Here is a 17,572-nt window from a genome sequence, read left to right on the forward strand (position 1 = left end):
GGCCGACCCATGACGCGTTTCCTCGTCCGCCGGCTGCTCTCGGCCGCGCTCACCCTGTTCGCGGTCAGCGTGCTCAGCTTCCTGATGTTCTTCGCCCTGCCGCGTGACCCGGTGACCGGGATGTGCCCGAAGAACTGCAACCCGGAGCGGCTGGAGCGGGTACGGCAGGAGCTGGGCCTGCGCGACCCGCTGATCAGCCAGTACGCCGGCTACATGAAGGGCATCGTCACCGGCCGGGATCTGGGCAGCGCCCAGGGTGGCCGCTGCGACGCGCCCTGCCTCGGCTGGTCGTACGTCTCCAACGAGGCGGTGTCGGACACCATCGCCCGGGTGCTGCCGGTGACGCTGAGCATCGTCATCCCGGCGGCGGTCCTGTGGCTGCTGCTCGGGGTCGGGCTCGGCATGCTCTCGGCGCTGCGCCGGGGCAGTTGGTTGGACCGGGCGGCGATCGGCTTCTCGCTGACCGGCGCCTCGTTGCAGCTCTACTTCGTCGGCGCGGTGCTGCTCATCGTCTTCGTCTACAACCTGCGATTGCTGCCGGTGCCGAGCTACACCTCGTTGTTCGACAACCCGTTGAAGTGGAGCAGCGGGCTGGTGCTGGCCTGGGTGGCGCTCGCCTTCCTCTTCTCCGCCATCTACGCCCGGCTGTCCCGGGCGCAGATGTTGGAGACGCTGTCGGAGGACTTCGTCCGCACCGCGCGGGCCAAGGGGCTGGCCAAACGCACGGTCTACGGCCGGCATGCGTTGCGGGCCGCGATCACCCCGGTGGTGACCATCGCCGGCCTGGACGTGGGCGGGGCGCTTGGCGGGACGGTGATCACCGAGACGACGTTCGGTCTCAACGGGATGGGGCGTACCGCTGTCGACGCGGTCCGCTCCGGCGACCTGCCGACGATCATGGCGACCGTGTTGATCGCGGCGGTCTTCGTGGTGCTGGCGAACGTGGTGGTGGACCTGCTCTACGCGGTGATCGACCCGCGGGTGCGGCTCGGCTGAACCGCGACGAAATTTATCGACAACTGTTACCCAACTCGTAGTTTTTCTTCTTTACGATCCTCGGGACGTCGGCGGATGCGCTCGGCGAACGGGTGGAGGAGGTAGGACATGCGACCACGCGCAGCGGCCGCCGCTGGCGGTGCCATCGCACTGGTTGTGGCACTCGGTGCCTGCTCGGAGAACACGGGCGAAGGCACCAAGGTGGACACCAACCGGCAGCAGACCGGAGTCATCGCGACCGACCCCAAGGACTCGCAGGGGCCGGCCGCCGAGATCGACGGCGCGGCCAAGGGCGGGACGTTCACCATCATCCGGGAGACCCCCATCTCCCACCTGGACCCGCAGCGGACGTACTCGTTCGCCGGCCTGATGGCCAACCCGCTCTTCGCCCGCTACCTGACCACCTGGAAGGACGACGGCAAGGGTGGCCTGGTCCTGGTGGGCGACCTGGCCGAGACCCCGGGCACGAACGTCAACAACGACTGCAAGGTCTGGGAGTTCAAGGTCAAGGACGGGGTGAAGTTCGAGGACGGCAGCCCGATCACCGCCAAGGAGATCGCGTACGGCATCGCCCGCTCCTTCGACCCGGACCTCACCGGCGGCCCGACCTACATCCAGGAGTGGCTGGCCGACACCCCGCAGTTCGACACCAAGTGGGACTTCAAGAAGAACAAGACGTCGCTGCCGCCCGGCCTGACCACGCCGGACGACAAGACGCTGCGCTTCGAGTTCGCCAAGCCGCGCTGCGACCTGCCGTTCGCGGTCTCGCTGCCCACCACCGCCCCGCTGAAGCCGCAGGCGGACACCGGGGTCAACCTGGACCAGAAGCCGTTCTCGTCCGGCCCCTACAAGATCGCCAAGAACCAGGTGGGCGTCCAGCTCACCCTGGACCGCAACCCGAACTGGGACGCGAAGACCGACCCGGTGCGCCACCAGTACCCGGACCAGTTCGTCTGGAGCTTCGGCCCGACCGCGGACGCCGCGAACAACCGGGTGATCGCCGACAACGGCGCCGACCAGGGCGCGCTGGCCTTCAACTCGGTGCCGGCCTCGCTGGTCGCCAAGGTGGCCGGTGACCCGGCGCTGAAGTCTCGCACCCTGCTGTCGCCGACCCCGAGCGCCAACCAGCTCGTGATCAACACCCAGCGGGTCAAGGACCTGAAGGTCCGCCAGGCGCTCAACTACGCGATCGACCGCGAGGGTCTGGTCAAGGCGCTCGGCGGCCAGACCGTCGCCCAGCCGATCACCACCCTGATGCCGCCGTCGACCATCGGCTACAAGGCGTACGACGCCTATCCGGCCGGCGCCAACGGCAACATGGAGAAGGCGAAGGAGCTGCTCGGCGGCCAGACGCCCGCGCTGGTCCTCGGCGTCGCGGACAACACCACCGAGCAGCAGGAAGCGGTCCAGCTCAAGGGCAACCTGGAGCGGGCCGGCTTCAAGATCACCGTGCGGAACATCCCGGACGACTCGAAGCTGGACGAGGTCAAGAAGAAGAACAACCCCTGGGACCTCTACATCGGTAACTGGGCCGCGGACTGGCCGAGCGGCGCGTCGATCCTGCCGGTGCTCTACGACGGCCGCACCATCAAGGCCGAGGGCAACAGCAACCAGTCCTACTTCAACGACGACGCCATCAACGCCGAGATGGACCGGATCCTGGCCATGCCCCCGGCCGACCAGGGCCCGGAGTGGGGCAAGCTCGACGAGCGGATCATGAAGGAGCACGCGCCGGTGGTGCCGCTCTACGTCGACGTGGCGTACAACGTGCACGGCTCCAAGGCCGGCGGCGTCTTCATCTCCTCCGTCTTCGGCTACCCGAACTTCGTCAACGCGTACGTCAAGCAGTAGCGCCGGCCCGCCGGTAAGGAGGGGCCCCTTTTAACACTCGCTGTTAAAAGGGGGCCCCTCCTATGCAGAAGGCGTTAACAGGGGGCCCCTCCTTACAAGTGGCGGCGGAGGAAATCCAGCTCCAGGCGGAGCAGGCGCTCGGACACGCCGCCGGCCGCGAGGTGACTCGCGCCCGGCAGCGGCAGCACCGCGTGCGGGCGGCCGGTGGACAGCAGCGCCGCCGAGAGCCGCAGCGTGTGCGCGGCCAGCACGTTGTCGTCGACCAGGCCGTGCACCAGCAGCATCGGCCGCGCCTCGGCCGGGTCGCCGAACGGTTCGGCGGCCAGCTCGACGAGCGAGTGGTGGGCGTAGACGTCCATGCCGTCCTCCGGCAGGCCCAGGTAACGCTCGCTGTACGCGGTGTCGTACAACGCCCAGTCGGTGACCGGCGCGCCCACGATCGCGCACCGGAACAGCTCCGGGTGGCGCAGCACCGCCAGCCCCGCCAACCAGCCGCCGAACGACCAGCCGCGCACCGCGACCCGGCCCAGGTCCAGGTCGGGGTGCTTGCCGGCGAGCGCGGTCAGCGCGTCCACCTGATCGGTCAGGATCACGTCGGCCACCCGGCGGTGGATCGCCTTCTCGAACGAGGGCGCGATGCCCGGCGTACCCCGGTTGTCGACGGTCACCACCGCGAAGCCCTGGTCGGCCCACCACTGCCGCTCCAGCCAGGCGTCGCGTGCCGCCACCACCTCCTGGTGGCCGGGCCCGCCGTAGATGTCCACCAGCACCGGCAGTCGGGTGCCCTTGACGTGTTCGCCGGGGTAGAGCACCGCGCTGGGCAGCCGCCGGTCGGTCACCCGCACCAGCGTCGGCCGCGGGGCGTACGAGCTGGTGGCGGCCAGCGAGCGCAGCTCGCCCACCTCGCGGTCGCCGTGCCACACCCGCCAGCGGACCCCGGCGTGCTCCAGCGAGGCGACGCCCACCGCCAGCGTGGACCCGCCGATCGCGGCGGTGTGCCAGCCCGGGTCGCTGCCCATCCGGCGGGCGTCCATCCCGCCGCCGATCGCGGTCCGCACCCGGTAGAGGTGGCGCTGGCTCGGTTCGCCCTCGCTCGCCTCCACCAGCAGGTCGGCCGCCGTGCCCGGGCCGGCCGGCAGCCGCCCGACGACTCGCCGCACGTACAGCGAGGGCGGGGTGAGCAGCGTGCCGTCGGCGAACAGGCAGCGGGCGTCGTACCCGTCGTGGGCCAGCTCGCCGCCGACCAGCACCCGCCCGTCGGGCAGGTGCGCCGGGGTGCCCGGGATCGGTTCCACCCAGCGCGGGTCGGCCAGTTCGGCGTGCACCTGCGTCTCCCCGGTGCGTGGGTCCACCGCGAGCACCAGGCCGTGCTGCTGGGAGCGGCGCAGCACGGTGATCAGCGGTCCGCCGTCGGCCCACTCGACCGAGCTGAGGTAGGGGTAGGTCTCCCGGTCCCAGTGCACGTCGACCCAGCCGCCGTCGAGGTCGAGCAGGTGCAGGCTCACCTCCGCGTTCGGGCCGCCCGCCACCGGGTACGCCAGCGGCGTCGGCGGGCTCGCCGGCTCGGCGGGGTCGTGCAGGTACCAGCGGGGCAGGCGGGACTCGTCCACCCGGGCGGCCAGCACCGAACGCCCGTCCGGCGCCCACCAGTAGCCCCGGTGGCGGTGGAACTCCTCGGCCGCGATGTGCTCGGCCAACCCCCAGGTCACGCCGCTGTCCTCGCCGGCGAGCAGGTTGTCCGTGCCGTCCGGCTCGACCACCCGGAGCTGGCCCCGGCGCACGCCCTCGGCGGTGTCGGTGACGTAGGCCAGCCGCTCGCCGGTCGGGTCGGGCCGCGGATCGATCACCGGCCCGACGGCGGCGACCTCGATCACGTCGCCGTGCACCAGGTCGGCCCGGAACAGTCGCCCGGCCAGCGCGAACGCGGCCACCCGCCCGGCGGCGTCCAGCGCGTACGAGCCGATGCCGCCGGAACTGAGCCGCTGCCGTTCGCGCAGCGCCCGCTCGCCCGGCGCCAGGCGGGCCGGCTCGGCGTCGGCGCCCAGCAACACCGCCGGGTCGGCGACCAGACGCTCCGCGCCGGTGTCGACGTCGAGCAGCCAGAGCGCATCGGCCGGGTTCTCCGGTCCCGCCGAACGCAGGAAGAGCACCCGGGAGCCGTCCCCCGCGACGGTCACGGCGCGCGGCGCCCCGTGGCTGAACCGACGGGTACGGGCGGCCAGCTCGGGAAAGTCCACGCCTGCAGATCGTAGGCGGGCTCCCGGCGTGATGTGGCCGACCTGGGCGGACGCATGACCGCCGGAGGGGCAGGACCGCCGGTTAGAGTGACGGGCGTGACGACGCTGCCCGACCGACGCCTCCTGCTGGTCCACGCGCATCCCGACGACGAGTCGATCGGCACCGGCGCGACGATGGCGCACTACGCCGCCGCCGGCGCCCACGTCACGCTGGTGACCTGCACGCTGGGCGAGGAGGGCGAGATCCACGTACCGGAGTTGGCCGGTCTCGCCGCGGCCGAGGCCGACCAGCTCGGCGGCTACCGGATCGCGGAGCTGGCCTCGGCCTGCGCCGCGCTCGGCGTCACCGACCACCGGTTCCTCGGCGGCGCGGGCCGCTACCGCGACTCCGGGATGATGGGGCTGGCCACCAACGACCACCCACGGGCGTTCTGGCGGGCCGACCTCGACGCCGCCGCCGGGCACCTGCTGCAGGTCATCCGCGAGGTCCGCCCCCAGGTCGTGATCACGTACGACCCGAACGGCTTCTACGGCCACCCCGACCACATCCAGGCGCACCGGGTCGCCATGCGCGGCGTCGAGATGGCCGCGGCCGAGGGGATCGCCCCGGCGAAGGTCTACTGGACGGCCATGCCGCGCAGCGTGCTCGACGCCGGCCTGGAGGCGTTCACCGAGTCGTCGGACAATCCCTTCGCCGGCATCGAGGACGTGGCGGAGCTGCCGTTCGGCACGCCGGACGCGCAGATCGCGGCACGGATCGACGCCACCGACCAGCACGCGGCCAAGGAGGCGGCGATGCGCGCCCACGCCACCCAGATCCCGGCCAACTCCTGGCTCTACTCGATCGCCGGCAACTTCGGTGCCGAGTTCATGGGCGTCGAATACTTCACGCTCGCGGTCGGCGAGAAGGGACCCGGCAACGGCCCGTACGGCTGGGAGGACGATCTCTTCGCCGGGGTGTCCCCGGACGCGCCGGACCACGCCCCGGACGCGCCGGACCACGCTCCGGTCGCGGCGGCCGGTCTCCGGTGACGTCGCCCGCCGCACCCGTGTCGGTCCTGCCCGAGCCGCCGCCGCCCGCCCCGCCCGGCCGGGCGGAGCGGGCGCTCGACCGTGTGCTCCGGGTGGCCGGCGGCGTGGTGGCGCTCTGGGCCGGCGTGCTGGCCGCGTTGCTCGACCTGATCTTCGCCACCTGGGCCTGGGAGACCGTGCAGGGCCGCTCCGGCGGCGCGCAGGCGCTGGTCGGCATCGGGCTGGCGGTGGCCGGGATCGCGGCGGTGGCGGCCTCGACGGTGCTGCTGGGCTGGTTCGCGCACGCCTCGACCGGCAGCCGGTGGGCGGTGGCGCTGGTCGCGCTGCCGTGGTTCCTGGTGATCGTGGTGGGCGGGTTCCGCACCACCGAGGGCGACCTGGCGCTGGCCGGCGACAACGTGCTCGGCCTCGCGCTCATCGTGACCGGCGCGGTCACCTTCGCGGTGATCGGCTTCCGGCACATCGTGACGCCGCCGCACACGCACCGGTGAGGTGCTGACGCCGCACCGGTGGCGGTGGTAGAACATTCCTGCCAGAGGCCCGCCGCGGTGGCGGGCGGTACGGCGGGAGGCGTGCGATGGGTCAGCGGTGGCGTGCGACAGGTGTGCTGACGGCCGCGTTGTTCGCGGTCAACGTGGTGGCCCGGCTGGTCATCCGGTTCGCCTTCCCGGACGACGACACCGCCGCCAGCCGGGTCTCGCTGGTGATGTTCCTGGTCATCGGCCTGATCCTGGCCGGCGCGGCGTTCCGCTGGGGCGCCGCCCGGCCGCTCGGGCACTGGGCCGGTGACCTGGCCCTGGCGGTGGTGGCGGCGCTCGCGCTGACCGTCTTCGTCGGCCCGCTGCTGGTCGGCGAGAACCCGTTCGGCGGTGGCGCCGGCCTCTTCTTCGCCCAGATCTGGCTCTATCTCGCGGCCACCGCGGCCGGTGTGCTGGTCGGCTACCTGACCCTCACCGCGCTCGGCCGGGACTTCCGCTCCCGCCAGCTCAAGCGGTACGCCGAGATGAAGCAGGCCCGGCCTCGCAAGATCGTTCGCCGCTGAGTCAGGGCGCCACCCGGGTGAGGTAGGTGTGGTGGGTGGTGAAGCCGAGCCGGCGGTAGAGCGCCACCGCACCGACGTTGTGCTGCTCGACCTGGAGGAACGCGTGGGTGGCGCCCTCCGCCCCGGCCCAGCCGGCCAGGGCCCGCACGACCGCCCCGGCGTAGCCGCGCCGACGGGCCTCCGGCAGCACCTCGAGCAGGCTCACGCCGAGCCAGCGGCCCTCGCCGGTGACGGTGCCCCGGCCCACCGCGAGCAGCCGGCCGTCGACCCGCAGCTCGGCGAAGCGGATCCGGTCCACGGCGGTGAGCACGTGCCGTGCGGCCTCCGGCAACCCGCCCTTGCGGTCGGCGGCGACGGCAAGCCAGTCGTCGGCGGGCGCCCGGGCCAGGGTCACCGGGGGAGCGTCCCCGCCGGTCGACGCGTTCGCGGGCGGCACCGCCTCGTGCGACGTCCCGACGGCGCGACCCGGTGCGGTCAGGGTGGCGAGCGGAACGGTCTGCACCAGCACCGGGGGGCGCGACGTCCAGCCGCGCGTGTCCAGTTCCGCGCCGACCGGCGCCGCCAGCGGCAGCGGCGTGTTGACCAGGGCGGGCTGGCCGTGGTCGGCGTACCAGCGTTGCACCGCGTCCAACGCCTCGGGCAGCGGTCGGTCCGGGTCGCCGATCGGCAGCGCGCTGTTCGCCCGGCCGGTCCAGCCGGCGGCGGACCGTAGGCGCCAGTCGCCGAGCCGTCCGCGTACCGGTGCCGGCCAGGCCTCGTCCGCGGCGGTCTCCAGGGCGATCACGGCGGCGGCGGTCGGCCGGCGGGCCGGCGGCACCCGCTTGGCGCGGTGCACCTCGCCGACCGGGACGCGCAGCGGCCCGCCGTCGGTGGCCAGGGTGATGTGGGTCTCGCTCAGCTCGACCAGCTCCCCGAGCGCGTCGGAGAACAGCGGCCGGCCCTCGCGAATCCCCACAATCCGGCGAACCACGATCCGGTGTCCCACGTCCTGCTGTCGGAGCACGATCGACCCCCTCCCCGGCGAGATACTAGGCTCTTACCGTTGCGGATGATCGCGACGAGTCTTGCGGAGGAGAAGACCGGTGACCTACATCATCGCCGAGCCGTGCGTGGACGTGCTCGACAAGGCATGCATCGAGGAGTGCCCGGTCGACTGCATCTACGAGGGCAACCGGATGCTCTACATCCACCCCGACGAGTGCGTCGACTGTGGTGCCTGCGAGCCGGTCTGCCCGGTCGAAGCGATCTTCTACGAGGACGACGTGCCGGAGCAGTGGAAGGACTACACCGGCGCGAACTACGAGTTCTTCGAGGACCTGGGCTCGCCCGGGGGCGCCTCGAAGATCGGCAAGGTGGAGAAGGACGCCACCTTCGTCGCCGCGCAGCCGCCGCGCGGCGAGGGCCACTGAGCCGGCCCACGCCGGTCTCGGCACGGCTGCCCGAGTTCACCTGGGACACGCTGGACGCCGCGGCCGCCACGGCCGCGGCGCACCCGGGCGGTCTCATCAACCTCTCGATGGGCACGCCGGTCGACCCGGTGCCGCCGCTGATCCGGCAGGCGCTCGCCGACGCGTCGGACGCGCCGGGCTATCCGCTGACCGCAGGCACTCCCGCCCTGCGGGACGCCATCGCGGCCTGGGTGGCCCGGGCCTGCGGCGCGGGCGTCGACGGGCTGGGGGTGCTGCCCACGATCGGCTCGAAGGAGCTGGTGGCGTGGCTGCCCACGCTGCTCGGGCTCGGTCCCGGTGACGTGGTCGTCGTGCCGTCGGTCGCCTATCCGACGTACGAGGACGGCGCGCGGCTGGCCGGCGCCACCGTCGTCCGCAGCGACTCGCTGACCGCGCTCGGCCCCGATCCCCGGGTCCGCCTGGTCTGGGTCAACTCGCCGGGCAACCCGACCGGTCGGGTGCTGCCCGCCGCCCACCTGCGCAAGGTGGTCGAGTGGGCGCGGGAGCGCGGCGCGGTGGTCGCCAGCGACGAGTGCTACCTGCCGCTGGGTTGGGACGCCGAACCCGTCTCGGTGCTCTCGCCGCAGGTGTGCGGCGGGTCCTACGCGGGCGTGCTGGCGGTGCACTCGCTCTCCAAGCGCTCCAACCTGGCCGGCTACCGGGCCGGTTTCGTGGCCGGCGACCCGGCGTTGACGGCCGAGCTGCTCAAGGTGCGCAAGCACGCGGGCATGATCGTGCCGGCGCCGGTGCAGGCCGCCATGGTCGCCGCGCTCGCCGATCAGGCGCACGCCGACGCCCAGCGGGAGCGCTACCGGGCCCGGCGGGAGACGCTGCGGGCCGCGTTCACCGGAGCCGGCTTCACGGTCGAGCACTCCGAGGCCGGGCTCTACCTCTGGCTGACCCGCGACGAGGACTGCTGGGACACCGTCGACTGGCTGGCCCGGCGCGGCATCCTGGTGGCCGCCGGCGTCTTCTACGGCCCGGCCGGCGCCCGGCACGTGCGGGTGGCGCTGACCGAGTCCGACGCGCACGTCGACGCCGTGGCCGGGCGGCTCGCCGAGTCCTGAGCGCCGGCCGCCGGCCCTCGTGGGAGGGCCGGCGGCTGGCACCGCTCAGCCGTTGATCCGGCGGAACACCTTCAGCAGCGTGTCCCGGCTGTGCTTCTCCAGGAACTCGCTGGCCATCAGCTCCTGCATCTGCACGGTGCGGCCGTCGAACAGCGTCAGCGTGGCCTTCAGCGGCACCTCCCGCCGCACCTCCACCGAGGTGATCTCCTCGTACGGCAGGTAGGGGTGGCGGCCGGCCAGCTCGGCGACCGGCACCGAACCGACAAGCGTGGTCAGCCGCTTCTCGCCCTCGCCGGCCTTGCCCGGGTCGGCGATCAGCACCAGGCCGTTGTCCAGCACCAGCACGTCGTGCTCCCGGCCGTCGATCTTGATGTTGGCCAGCCCGCCGATCAGGTCGGCGTCACGGGCCGAGGCGCGGGCCTGCACCACGGTGGCGCCGGTCACGTCGACGCCCAGCTCGGCCAGCCGGGCCAGCGCCTCGTCCAGGCTCGCCGGGACGACCGCCAGCTTGGCCACCTCGGCCAGGTCCCACGGCTCCCCGCCCGGGCCGACCAGCCGGGCCGGGCCGGACCAGGACAGCTCCCAGCGGGCCCGGCCGGAGCGGACCGCCGCGTTGTCCAGCAGCGTCTCCATCGGGCCGGCGAACGCGGTCGCCGCCTCCTTGCGGGTGGCGCCGTCGAAGAACCCCTCGGCGAACTCGCCCAGCCGGCCGGACCGGACCAGGTCCAGCACCGTCGACAGGCCCGGCGTGGGGGTGCCGGTGAACCGGCCGGCGGCCCGGTAGATGCCGTCCGCCTGCCGCTGCACGTCGGCGGCGACCGACTCGGCGACGAACTCCGGCCACGGCAGCACCCGCCGGGAGCCGTGCGCGACAACCAGCGCCTGGAGCTGGCGGCCGGCGCCGCCCACGTCGGCGAGCAGCGTCCGCGCCGGCCGGTCGTCCGCCCCCGCCGCGGTCGGTGCGGCGGCCGCCATCGCGGCGACGCGGACACCGATCGGCGGGTGGGTGTCCCAGCGGGACGGCTCCCGCTCCGGCGCGTTCTCCCGCAGCGAGTCGATCTCCTCGCGGCGGGCGTCGAGCAGCTCCGCGAAACCGCCGAAGAGGTCGTCCGGGGCCAGCCCGGCCGACCAGCCCGACTCGACGTAGCGGCGCATGTAGAACGCCCAGGCGGCGTCCAGCGCCGGCAGCGTACGCAGCGCGGAGGTGGCCGCCTCGGTGCCGGCGATTGCCACCGACGCCCGGTCCGCCTCCAGTTCCTGGCGGCGCGAGGCGGCGTTGTCCACCATCAGGTAGAGCAGCGCGTAGCCCTTGAACACCCAGCCGATCGGGTTGCGCGGGCTGATCCGCTCGATCGTCTCCCCGATGGCGAGCCGGCCCCGGTAGGCCACCCCGCCGAGGCGGGTGTGCCGGCCGGAGTAGTGGCCCAGCTCGTGCGCGAGCACCGAGCGGAGCTGGTCGGACCGCATGGCCTGCAGCAGCGGCAGCCCGACGTAGAGCGTGCGCCGGCCGCCGACCAGGCCGAGCAGCCGGCTCTGCTCGCCGACCGCGGCGTTCACCTCCGGCACCAGCCGGATCTCGTCCGGCGCCCGGGTGCCGACCGCGACGGCCAGCTCCCGCACGGTGGCCCAGAGCCGGGGCGCCGCCCGCTCGTCCAGGACCAGGCCGGGCGCCGGCTCGTTCTTCGTACGGATCGCCTTCCACATCCCGACGCCCACCGCGCCGAGCGCGACCACCAGCGGCAGCAGCAGCTTGCCGGTGATCAGCCCGGTGGTGTGGCCGAACAGCCAGACCCCGAGCGCGATCACGGCGGCGAGCTGGAGCAGCGCGACGACGTAGAAACCGATCAACATGACCACCGAGGCGAGCGCCCGGTACGTCGCGGACATGAGTGTCCCTTCCCCCGTTGACGAAGGCCCGACCGGTCGTTCCGGGCGAGCCGCCGGAGGACCGTACGACGCGGCCCCGGTGTGGACATCCACCGTCCGGACGGATCGATCTCCACCGACGATCCGGTAAGGCGGGGCCCCCGCTTAACGCTTCCGGTAGAGGCGGGGCCCCTTGTTAACACCGGATGTTAAGAAGGGGCCCCGCCTTACACCCCGGTCCTCGGCGGGACGGCGGGCGATATCCTCGGCGGGACTTCCCGCGGGGCCGCCCGGGCTCCGCCGACGACGCGGACGCCGAGGTGGGCCGATGGTGGGCGAGGCCGGCGGGCTGGCACGCGCGGCGGTGGTCGGGACCGGGCTGATCGGTGGCTCGGTGTTGTTCCGGCTCCGCGACGCCGGGCTGGACGTGGCGGCCTGGGACCCCGATCCGGCGGCCCGGAGGCAGGTGCGCGAGCGTGGCGTCGCGGCCCCGGACGAGGTCGAGGAGGCGGTCGCCGGCCGGGACGTGGTGTTCGTCTGCGGTCCGCTGCCCACGCTGCCCGCCACGCTGGCCCGGGTGGCCGCCGCCACCGACGACCGGTGCGTGCTGACGGACGTGGGCAGCGTGAAGGCGGAGGTGGCCACCTCCGCCACCGCGCAGGGGCTCGGGCACCGGTTCGTGCCGGGTCACCCGATGGCCGGCGCCGACCGGGCCGGTCTCGGTGCCGCCGCACCGGAGCTGCTCGACGGCGCCGCCTGGGTGCTCTGCCCGGGCCCGACCGGGGTGGACGCGTTCCGGCGGCTCGCCGCGCTGCTGGTCGACGTCTTCCACGCCCGGGTGGTGCCGATGTCGGCCCCGGAGCACGACGCCGCCGCGGCGCTCGCCTCACACCTGCCGCACCTGCTGGCCGGTGCGCTCGCCGGCGCGGTACAGCGCTCGGCGCTGCGGGACGCGGTGCTGGCACTGGCCGCCGGCAGTTTCTCCGACGGCACCCGGGTCGCCGGGGGCCCGCCCGAGCGGACCGCCAACATGCTGCTCGGCAACCGGGACCGGGTGCTGGCCGAGCTGACCGAGGTGAGCGCCTTCCTGGACGAGCTGACCGGCGCGCTGCGCGCCGGGGACGCCGCGGCGCTGACCGGCCGGCTGGCCGAGGCCCGCACCGCGCGGGCCGCGCTGCGGGGCCGCGCGTTCACCTCGCACCGGCGGGAGTTCCCGGCCGGCGCGGACCCCGCGGTCGAGCTGGCCTACCTGCGCGAGGTGGGCGCGGCGGGGGGCCACCTGACCGGGTGCCGGATGGCGGCCGGCGCGGTGAGGTACACGGCGCACCTGCCGGCCACCCCGCCGTTAGGCTGAGCGGCATGGCGGACGCACCGGTCGTGGCGGTACGCGGCGAGGCCTACCGGGAGGTCGCTCCCGAGCTGGCCCGCTTCACGGTGACCGCGGTCGCCCGGGACCGCGATCGGGAGACCACGCTGACCCGGCTGGCGGAGCGGGCCGCCGCGGTGCGGGCGCTGCTGGACGCGGCCGAGCCGGCCGTGGACCGGCGGGAGACCGGCCAGGTCAACGTCTGGCCGGTGACGAAGCGCGCGGGTGACCGCGTGGTGGCCTGGCAGGGCAGCGTCGGCACCACGGTCACGGTCACCGACTTCACCTCGCTCGGCGAGCTGATGCTCCGCCTGGCCGACCAGGAGCAGGTCGAGGTGGCCGGTCCGGTGTGGTCGCTGCGGCCGGACAATCCGGCCTACCGGGAGGCGCGGCAGGCCGCGATCACCGACGCCCTGGCCCGGGCCCGGGAATACGCCGAGGCGCTCGGCGCCCGTGTCACCGCACTGCGCGAGTTGGCCGACACCGGCCTGACCGCGGCCCCGCCGATGCTGTCCAAGGCGGCCTACGCCCGGTCCGGCGAGTCCGCACCGGAGCTGGAGCTGGACCCGGTGCCGCAGCCGGTGCAGGCGGCGGTCGAGGCGCGGTTCACCATCAGCGAGCCGGTGCTCGGCTGATGCCGCCGGCCCGGGTGCTCGCGCTCGACGAGCTGGTCGCCCGCGCGCGGGCGCTGGCCGAGGACGGTCCCCGGCAGCTGCTCGGCATCGCCGGCGCGCCCGGCGTGGGCAAGTCCACCCTGGCGGAGCGGGTCGTCGCCGAGGTCGGCCCGAGCGCCCGGCTGGTGCCGATGGACGGCTTCCACCTGGCCAATTCGGCGCTGACCCGGTTGGGGCGGGCGGCGCGCAAGGGCGCGCCGGACACGTTCGACGTCAACGGGTTCGTGGCCACGTTGCGCCGGTTGCGGCGGCTGGAGCCGACCTCGGTGTGGGCGCCGGAGTTCCGCCGCGACCTGGAGGAGCCGGTCGCGGGCGCGATCGAGGTGCCGCCCGAGGTGCGACTGGTGGTCACCGAGGGCAACTACCTGCTGCTGCGGGACGACCCGTGGGAGGAGGTGCGCTCGCTGCTGCACCAGGCCTGGTTCCTCGATCTGGACGCCGAGGTGCGGTTGCGCCGCCTCACCGCCCGGCACGAGGCCTACGGGAAGTCACCGGAGCAGGCCCGCGCCTGGGCGCTGGGCAGCGACGAGGAGAACGCCCGGCTGGTCGCCGGCACGGCCGCGCACGCCGACCTGGTGGTCCGGCTGACCGGCCCGCCGCCCGGCTGACGGCGCGACTGACCGACCGCCGCCGGGCGGACGTCCCGTTGCGACGCTGACCGACCGCCGCCGGGCGGTCGGCCCGGCGCGACGGTGGCCGGCGGGTCGCGCGTGAGGCCGCGCTCAGCCGGCCCCCGGTCGGGGTGACGGCACGCTCCGGCGTAGCAGGCGGGCCACCACGGCCCGCTCGCGGGCGAACTCCACCGCGTCGGGGTAGCCGCTGTGGCTGCGGATGGGCGGGTCGGCGACCTCCCCGCCGGACGGGTGCAACGCCTCCGGGTCGGCCACCGGCACGTCCCGCTGCCCGGCGCTGACCTGCCAGCCGAGCGGGTCGGTGTCCCGCCAGAAGTTGGTCCAGGCCACGTGCCCGCCCGGCCAGGTGACGGCCCGGGCCAGGGTGCGCAGCCGCTCCGGGCCGAAGTAGGACGGGAAGACCCGGCCGTAGAGGCGGGTGAGCTGGCAGCCGTAGGAGAAGAACCAGGTGCGCCGCCGCCACCGGCTGGGCAGTTGCAGCAGCACCGCGGCGCAGATGACGGTGCCCTGGCTGTGGCCGGAGAGGATCACGCCGTCCATCCGGTCCGGGTGCTGCGGCGGCAGCGCCAGCAGCCCGGCCACCCGGGTCTGGAGTTCCGGCACGGCCCGCTCGGCGTAGCTGGGCGGGGCGAGCGGGTGCGCGGCCCGCGGCCAGAACGTGCACACGTCCCAGATCACCCCGACCGAGCGGCGTACCGAGTCGGTGCGGTAGATGAGCAGCCCGAGCGCGCTGGTCACCACCGGCAGCCAACCGAGTACGGCGTCACCGAGTTCGGCGGTCCCGTGGATCACGGTCTGCCAGCCGGGCGGGGAGAGCGGGTCGGGCCGGTGGCCGGAGAGCGCGGCGGCGCAGCAGAGGGTGATCAGGACCGCGGACACGGCCGCGTAGCAGCCGATCAACCGGACCGCGTGCTCGCCCACCAGCCGGTGCAACGCCCGGTAGGTGCTGACGTCGCGGCACCGGCGCAGGTCGTGGGCGGAGAGGCCGCCGGCGGCGGTCAGCCCGGCGTACTCGGCGCGGCGCAGGCCGTGCAGCAGGACCGCGACGCGGATCAGCAACCCGAGCAGGGTGACCAGCCCGATCACGCAGGCCAGCCCGGCCCAGAAGACGGCGAGCGGTGGGACCACGCTACTCGGGTCGCCGGGTTCGCGCGGGCCGGCCAGCCGCTCGCTGACCCAGTAGAGCAGCCCGGCGCAGTACGCGACGGCCATCATCCAGCCGAAGCCGGCGATGACCGCCGGCGCGCAGCCGTGCCAGGCCAGACCGGTGTACGCGCCGAGCGGCTGGGTCGGCACCGCGGGCTGGAGCCGGGGCAGCAGCAGCCCGGCGACGGCCACCGCGATGGCCGGGCCGACGAGCATCCAGGTGTGCAGCCCGGCCGGCGCGGCGGGTAGGCCGGGCAGGCCGCGTTCGATCCAGGCCACCGCGAGCGGCAGCAGCGCGGCGGCGGCCACCGGCCCGACCAGCGCCCGCCGGCCGGAGCGGTTCGCGGCGCCGATGGCCACCAGCAGCAGCACCTGGTAGGTGACGAGCCAGGCGAGCGCGGTCTCGTAGCCGGGCAGCGGCCGCCCGGCGGCACAGCCGGCGAGGGCCGGGGTGCTCGCGCATCCGACCGGTGGCCGGTAGCCGGTCAACGGGGTCCCGGCCGGGCCGTCCGGGAGCAGCAGGAGCACGAATGTGCCGATCAGCCCGAGCCCGGTGAGCGCCGCCACCGCGATGCTCCACCGACCCAGCGGGGTGGCTCCCTGGCGGCGGCTGAGCCAGGGGCGGCCCACCGCGATCACGGCGATGGTCACCACGGTGGCGAACAGCAGCACGGTCGGCCAGGCGACCGCGGCCCGCAGGCCGCGCGGCGGATCCATGATCAGTACCGCGGTGACCGGCACGGCGGCGGCGACCACCGCTCCGGTGCACAGGTGCAGCACCGCGGCCCGGCGCAACTGGCCCTCCCCGTTCCAGAACGTCGGGTCCTGCAGCGGGTTCTCCAGCGGCTCGGGCGGCTCGGCCGGCCCGTCGTCGTGGCCGGCCGGCCGGTGGCGCGGTTCGGCCGGCATCTCCGCCTCGTACTGGTAGGTGCGCCAGGCGAGCACCCCGATGGCGCCGAGCACGAGCAGCGGCAGCAGCAGCCCGACGGCGAGCGTGCGGGTGCCCTGACGCCACCAGGGGTCGCCGAGGAACTCCCACGGCCCGGGGATCTGGCCGAGGCACTCCCGGCTCACGCACTGCCAGCCGACGAGGTCCACCCCGATCCCGGTCACGGTGATCACCAGGGTGCAGGTCAGGCTCAGGCAGAACAGCCGGATGAGCCAGGCGGTGATGCCGGACCGGCTGGCCCAGCGTTCCCGGTCCGGGTCCGCGGGGATGCCGGCCCGGGCGTGCAGCGCGACGTTGGCCAGGGCGAACGGGAGCAGCAGCGTCCAGAGGGCGCGTTCGACGTCCCGCCGGGTCCGCGCGCCGGAGGTCAACTTCCCCCAGCTGTACGCCTCGACGCTGATCGGGTCGTCGCGCGCGGCGGTGGCGGAACGGAAGAAACCGGTCACCTGTCCGCCGGCCACCAGCTCCGGTGGCGTGCCGCCGGCTCCCGCTCCGGGGTCGAGGCCCAGCAGCTGATCCGGTGGGGTGTTCGACACCCCGTGGACCCGTAGTTCCAGCACGCGCTCCATCGCGGCCTCCCCAGAGTGAGCATCTCACTACCCAGAGTGCACGCTGATTCCGGAATCCGCATCCCCCCGAAGGGGTTGTTTCCGCAGCTCAGGCGGTTATTCGAGGGCTCTGATCGGGCGGGCGGGGTTGCCCACCGCCACCACGTTCGCCGGGAGGTCGCGGGTCACCACCGCGCCGGCGCCGACCACCGTGTTGTCGCCGATGCTCACCCCGGCGAGCACGATCACGCCGCCGCCGAGCCAGACGTTGTCGCCGATGGTGATCGGTTGGGCCGCCTCCCACTTGGCCCGGCGGGCCTCCGGCTCCACCGGATGGGTGGCGGTGAGCAGTTGCACGTTCGGTCCGATCTGGACGTCCGCGCCCACGGTGATCCGGGCGACGTCGAGGAAGACCGCGTTGAAATTGACGAAGCTGCGCGCCCCGATGTGGGTCTGGTAGCCGTAGTCGCAGTGGAACGGCGGTCGTACCCAGGCGCCCTCGCCGAGTGAGCCGAGCAGCTCGCGCAGGGCGGCGGCGCGGCCCTGCGGGTCCTCGGCGGAACTGCGGTTGAACCGTTCGGTGAGGCGGTCGGCGCGGTCGAGGTCGGCGACGATCGCGGGGTCGTCGGCGATGTACGGCTCGCCGGCCAGCATGCGGTCCTTCATGGAGGTCATCGGGGGATCATCCCGGGTTCGGCCGCTCGGGTGGAACGGATCG

General features: G+C 74.1%; 15 protein-coding genes. 10 read left to right on the plus strand and 5 right to left on the minus strand.

The genetic code is table 11. The annotated features are described in order from the left end of the window. Positions 1-9: 9 nt before the first annotated feature. Positions 10-996 (plus strand): ABC transporter permease, encoded by a 987-nt coding sequence (locus O7598_RS03895; RefSeq protein ID WP_269690053.1) that lies wholly within the window; start codon positions 10-12, stop codon positions 994-996. A gap of 201 nt (positions 997-1,197) precedes the next feature. After that, the gene (locus O7598_RS03900; protein WP_269690054.1) at positions 1,198-2,847 is read left to right on the plus strand and encodes an ABC transporter substrate-binding protein; all 1,650 of its coding nucleotides are present in this window, start codon (positions 1,198-1,200) and stop codon (positions 2,845-2,847) included. 92 nt (positions 2,848-2,939) lie between these two features. On the opposite strand, the gene O7598_RS03905 is transcribed toward O7598_RS03900, so the two are convergent. Continuing rightward, positions 2,940-5,084: a S9 family peptidase gene (locus O7598_RS03905; RefSeq protein WP_269690055.1), complete on the minus strand. Its 2,145-nt coding sequence runs from the start codon at positions 5,082-5,084 to the stop codon at positions 2,940-2,942. A gap of 87 nt (positions 5,085-5,171) precedes the next feature. On the opposite strand from O7598_RS03905, the gene mshB reads away from it, so the two are divergent. The 3 genes from mshB to O7598_RS03920 all read left to right on the plus strand — a co-directional run bounded on the left by mshB (position 5,172) and on the right by O7598_RS03920 (position 7,158). Continuing rightward, positions 5,172-6,116 (plus strand): N-acetyl-1-D-myo-inositol-2-amino-2-deoxy-alpha-D-glucopyranoside deacetylase, encoded by a 945-nt coding sequence (mshB, locus tag O7598_RS03910; RefSeq protein WP_269690056.1) that lies wholly within the window; start codon positions 5,172-5,174, stop codon positions 6,114-6,116. A 17-nt stretch (positions 6,117-6,133) separates the two neighbouring features. Continuing rightward, complete coding sequence (locus tag O7598_RS03915) at positions 6,134-6,607, plus strand: hypothetical protein (protein WP_442929794.1); 474 nt, start codon at positions 6,134-6,136, stop codon at positions 6,605-6,607. Positions 6,608-6,693: 86 nt separating this feature from the next. After that, a complete protein-coding gene (locus tag O7598_RS03920) occupies positions 6,694-7,158 on the plus strand; it encodes a hypothetical protein (protein ID WP_269690058.1) in 465 nt (154 codons plus the stop codon). A gap of 1 nt (position 7,159) precedes the next feature. On the opposite strand, the gene O7598_RS03925 is transcribed toward O7598_RS03920, so the two are convergent. Further along, on the minus strand, positions 7,160-8,161 hold the full coding sequence (locus O7598_RS03925; RefSeq protein ID WP_269690059.1) for a GNAT family N-acetyltransferase: 1,002 nt from the start codon (positions 8,159-8,161) through the stop codon (positions 7,160-7,162). Between the two features lie 79 nt (positions 8,162-8,240). On the opposite strand from O7598_RS03925, the gene fdxA reads away from it, so the two are divergent. Both fdxA and dapC read left to right on the plus strand, forming a co-directional pair. Next, a complete protein-coding gene (fdxA, locus tag O7598_RS03930) occupies positions 8,241-8,567 on the plus strand; it encodes a ferredoxin (RefSeq protein WP_007464872.1) in 327 nt (108 codons plus the stop codon). Further along, positions 8,564-9,673, plus strand: a complete 1,110-nt coding sequence (gene dapC, locus O7598_RS03935) for a succinyldiaminopimelate transaminase (protein WP_269694726.1) — start codon at positions 8,564-8,566, stop codon at positions 9,671-9,673. Before fdxA ends, dapC begins: the two co-directional genes overlap by 4 nt. A 45-nt stretch (positions 9,674-9,718) precedes the next feature. Here the strand turns inward: dapC and O7598_RS03940 are convergent, their stop codons facing one another. Next, positions 9,719-11,560, minus strand: a complete 1,842-nt coding sequence (locus O7598_RS03940) for a M48 family metallopeptidase (RefSeq protein ID WP_269690060.1) — start codon at positions 11,558-11,560, stop codon at positions 9,719-9,721. 307 nt (positions 11,561-11,867) lie between these two features. On the opposite strand from O7598_RS03940, the gene O7598_RS03945 reads away from it, so the two are divergent. From O7598_RS03945 to O7598_RS03955, 3 genes are read left to right on the plus strand one after another with little or no spacing between them, the layout of a single operon-like run. Beyond that, the gene (locus O7598_RS03945) at positions 11,868-12,893 is read left to right on the plus strand and encodes a prephenate dehydrogenase (protein WP_269690061.1); all 1,026 of its coding nucleotides are present in this window, start codon (positions 11,868-11,870) and stop codon (positions 12,891-12,893) included. 5 nt (positions 12,894-12,898) lie between these two features. Then, positions 12,899-13,540 (plus strand): SIMPL domain-containing protein, encoded by a 642-nt coding sequence (locus O7598_RS03950; protein ID WP_269690062.1) that lies wholly within the window; start codon positions 12,899-12,901, stop codon positions 13,538-13,540. Further along, positions 13,540-14,187 (plus strand): nucleoside/nucleotide kinase family protein, encoded by a 648-nt coding sequence (locus O7598_RS03955; RefSeq protein WP_269690063.1) that lies wholly within the window; start codon positions 13,540-13,542, stop codon positions 14,185-14,187. The genes O7598_RS03950 and O7598_RS03955 overlap by 1 nt, the downstream gene beginning before the upstream one ends. A gap of 114 nt (positions 14,188-14,301) precedes the next feature. Here the strand turns inward: O7598_RS03955 and O7598_RS03960 are convergent, their stop codons facing one another. Next, entirely contained in the window at positions 14,302-16,875 is a 2,574-nt protein-coding gene (locus O7598_RS03960; RefSeq protein WP_269690064.1) for a hypothetical protein, read from the minus strand. Between the two features lie 96 nt (positions 16,876-16,971). Next, complete coding sequence (locus tag O7598_RS03965) at positions 16,972-17,529, minus strand: sugar O-acetyltransferase (RefSeq protein ID WP_269690065.1); 558 nt, start codon at positions 17,527-17,529, stop codon at positions 16,972-16,974. Between the last annotated feature and the right edge of the window lie 43 nt (positions 17,530-17,572).

Source organism: Micromonospora sp. WMMC241 (genome assembly GCF_027460165.1).
GTDB lineage: Bacteria > Actinomycetota > Actinomycetes > Mycobacteriales > Micromonosporaceae > Micromonospora > Micromonospora humi.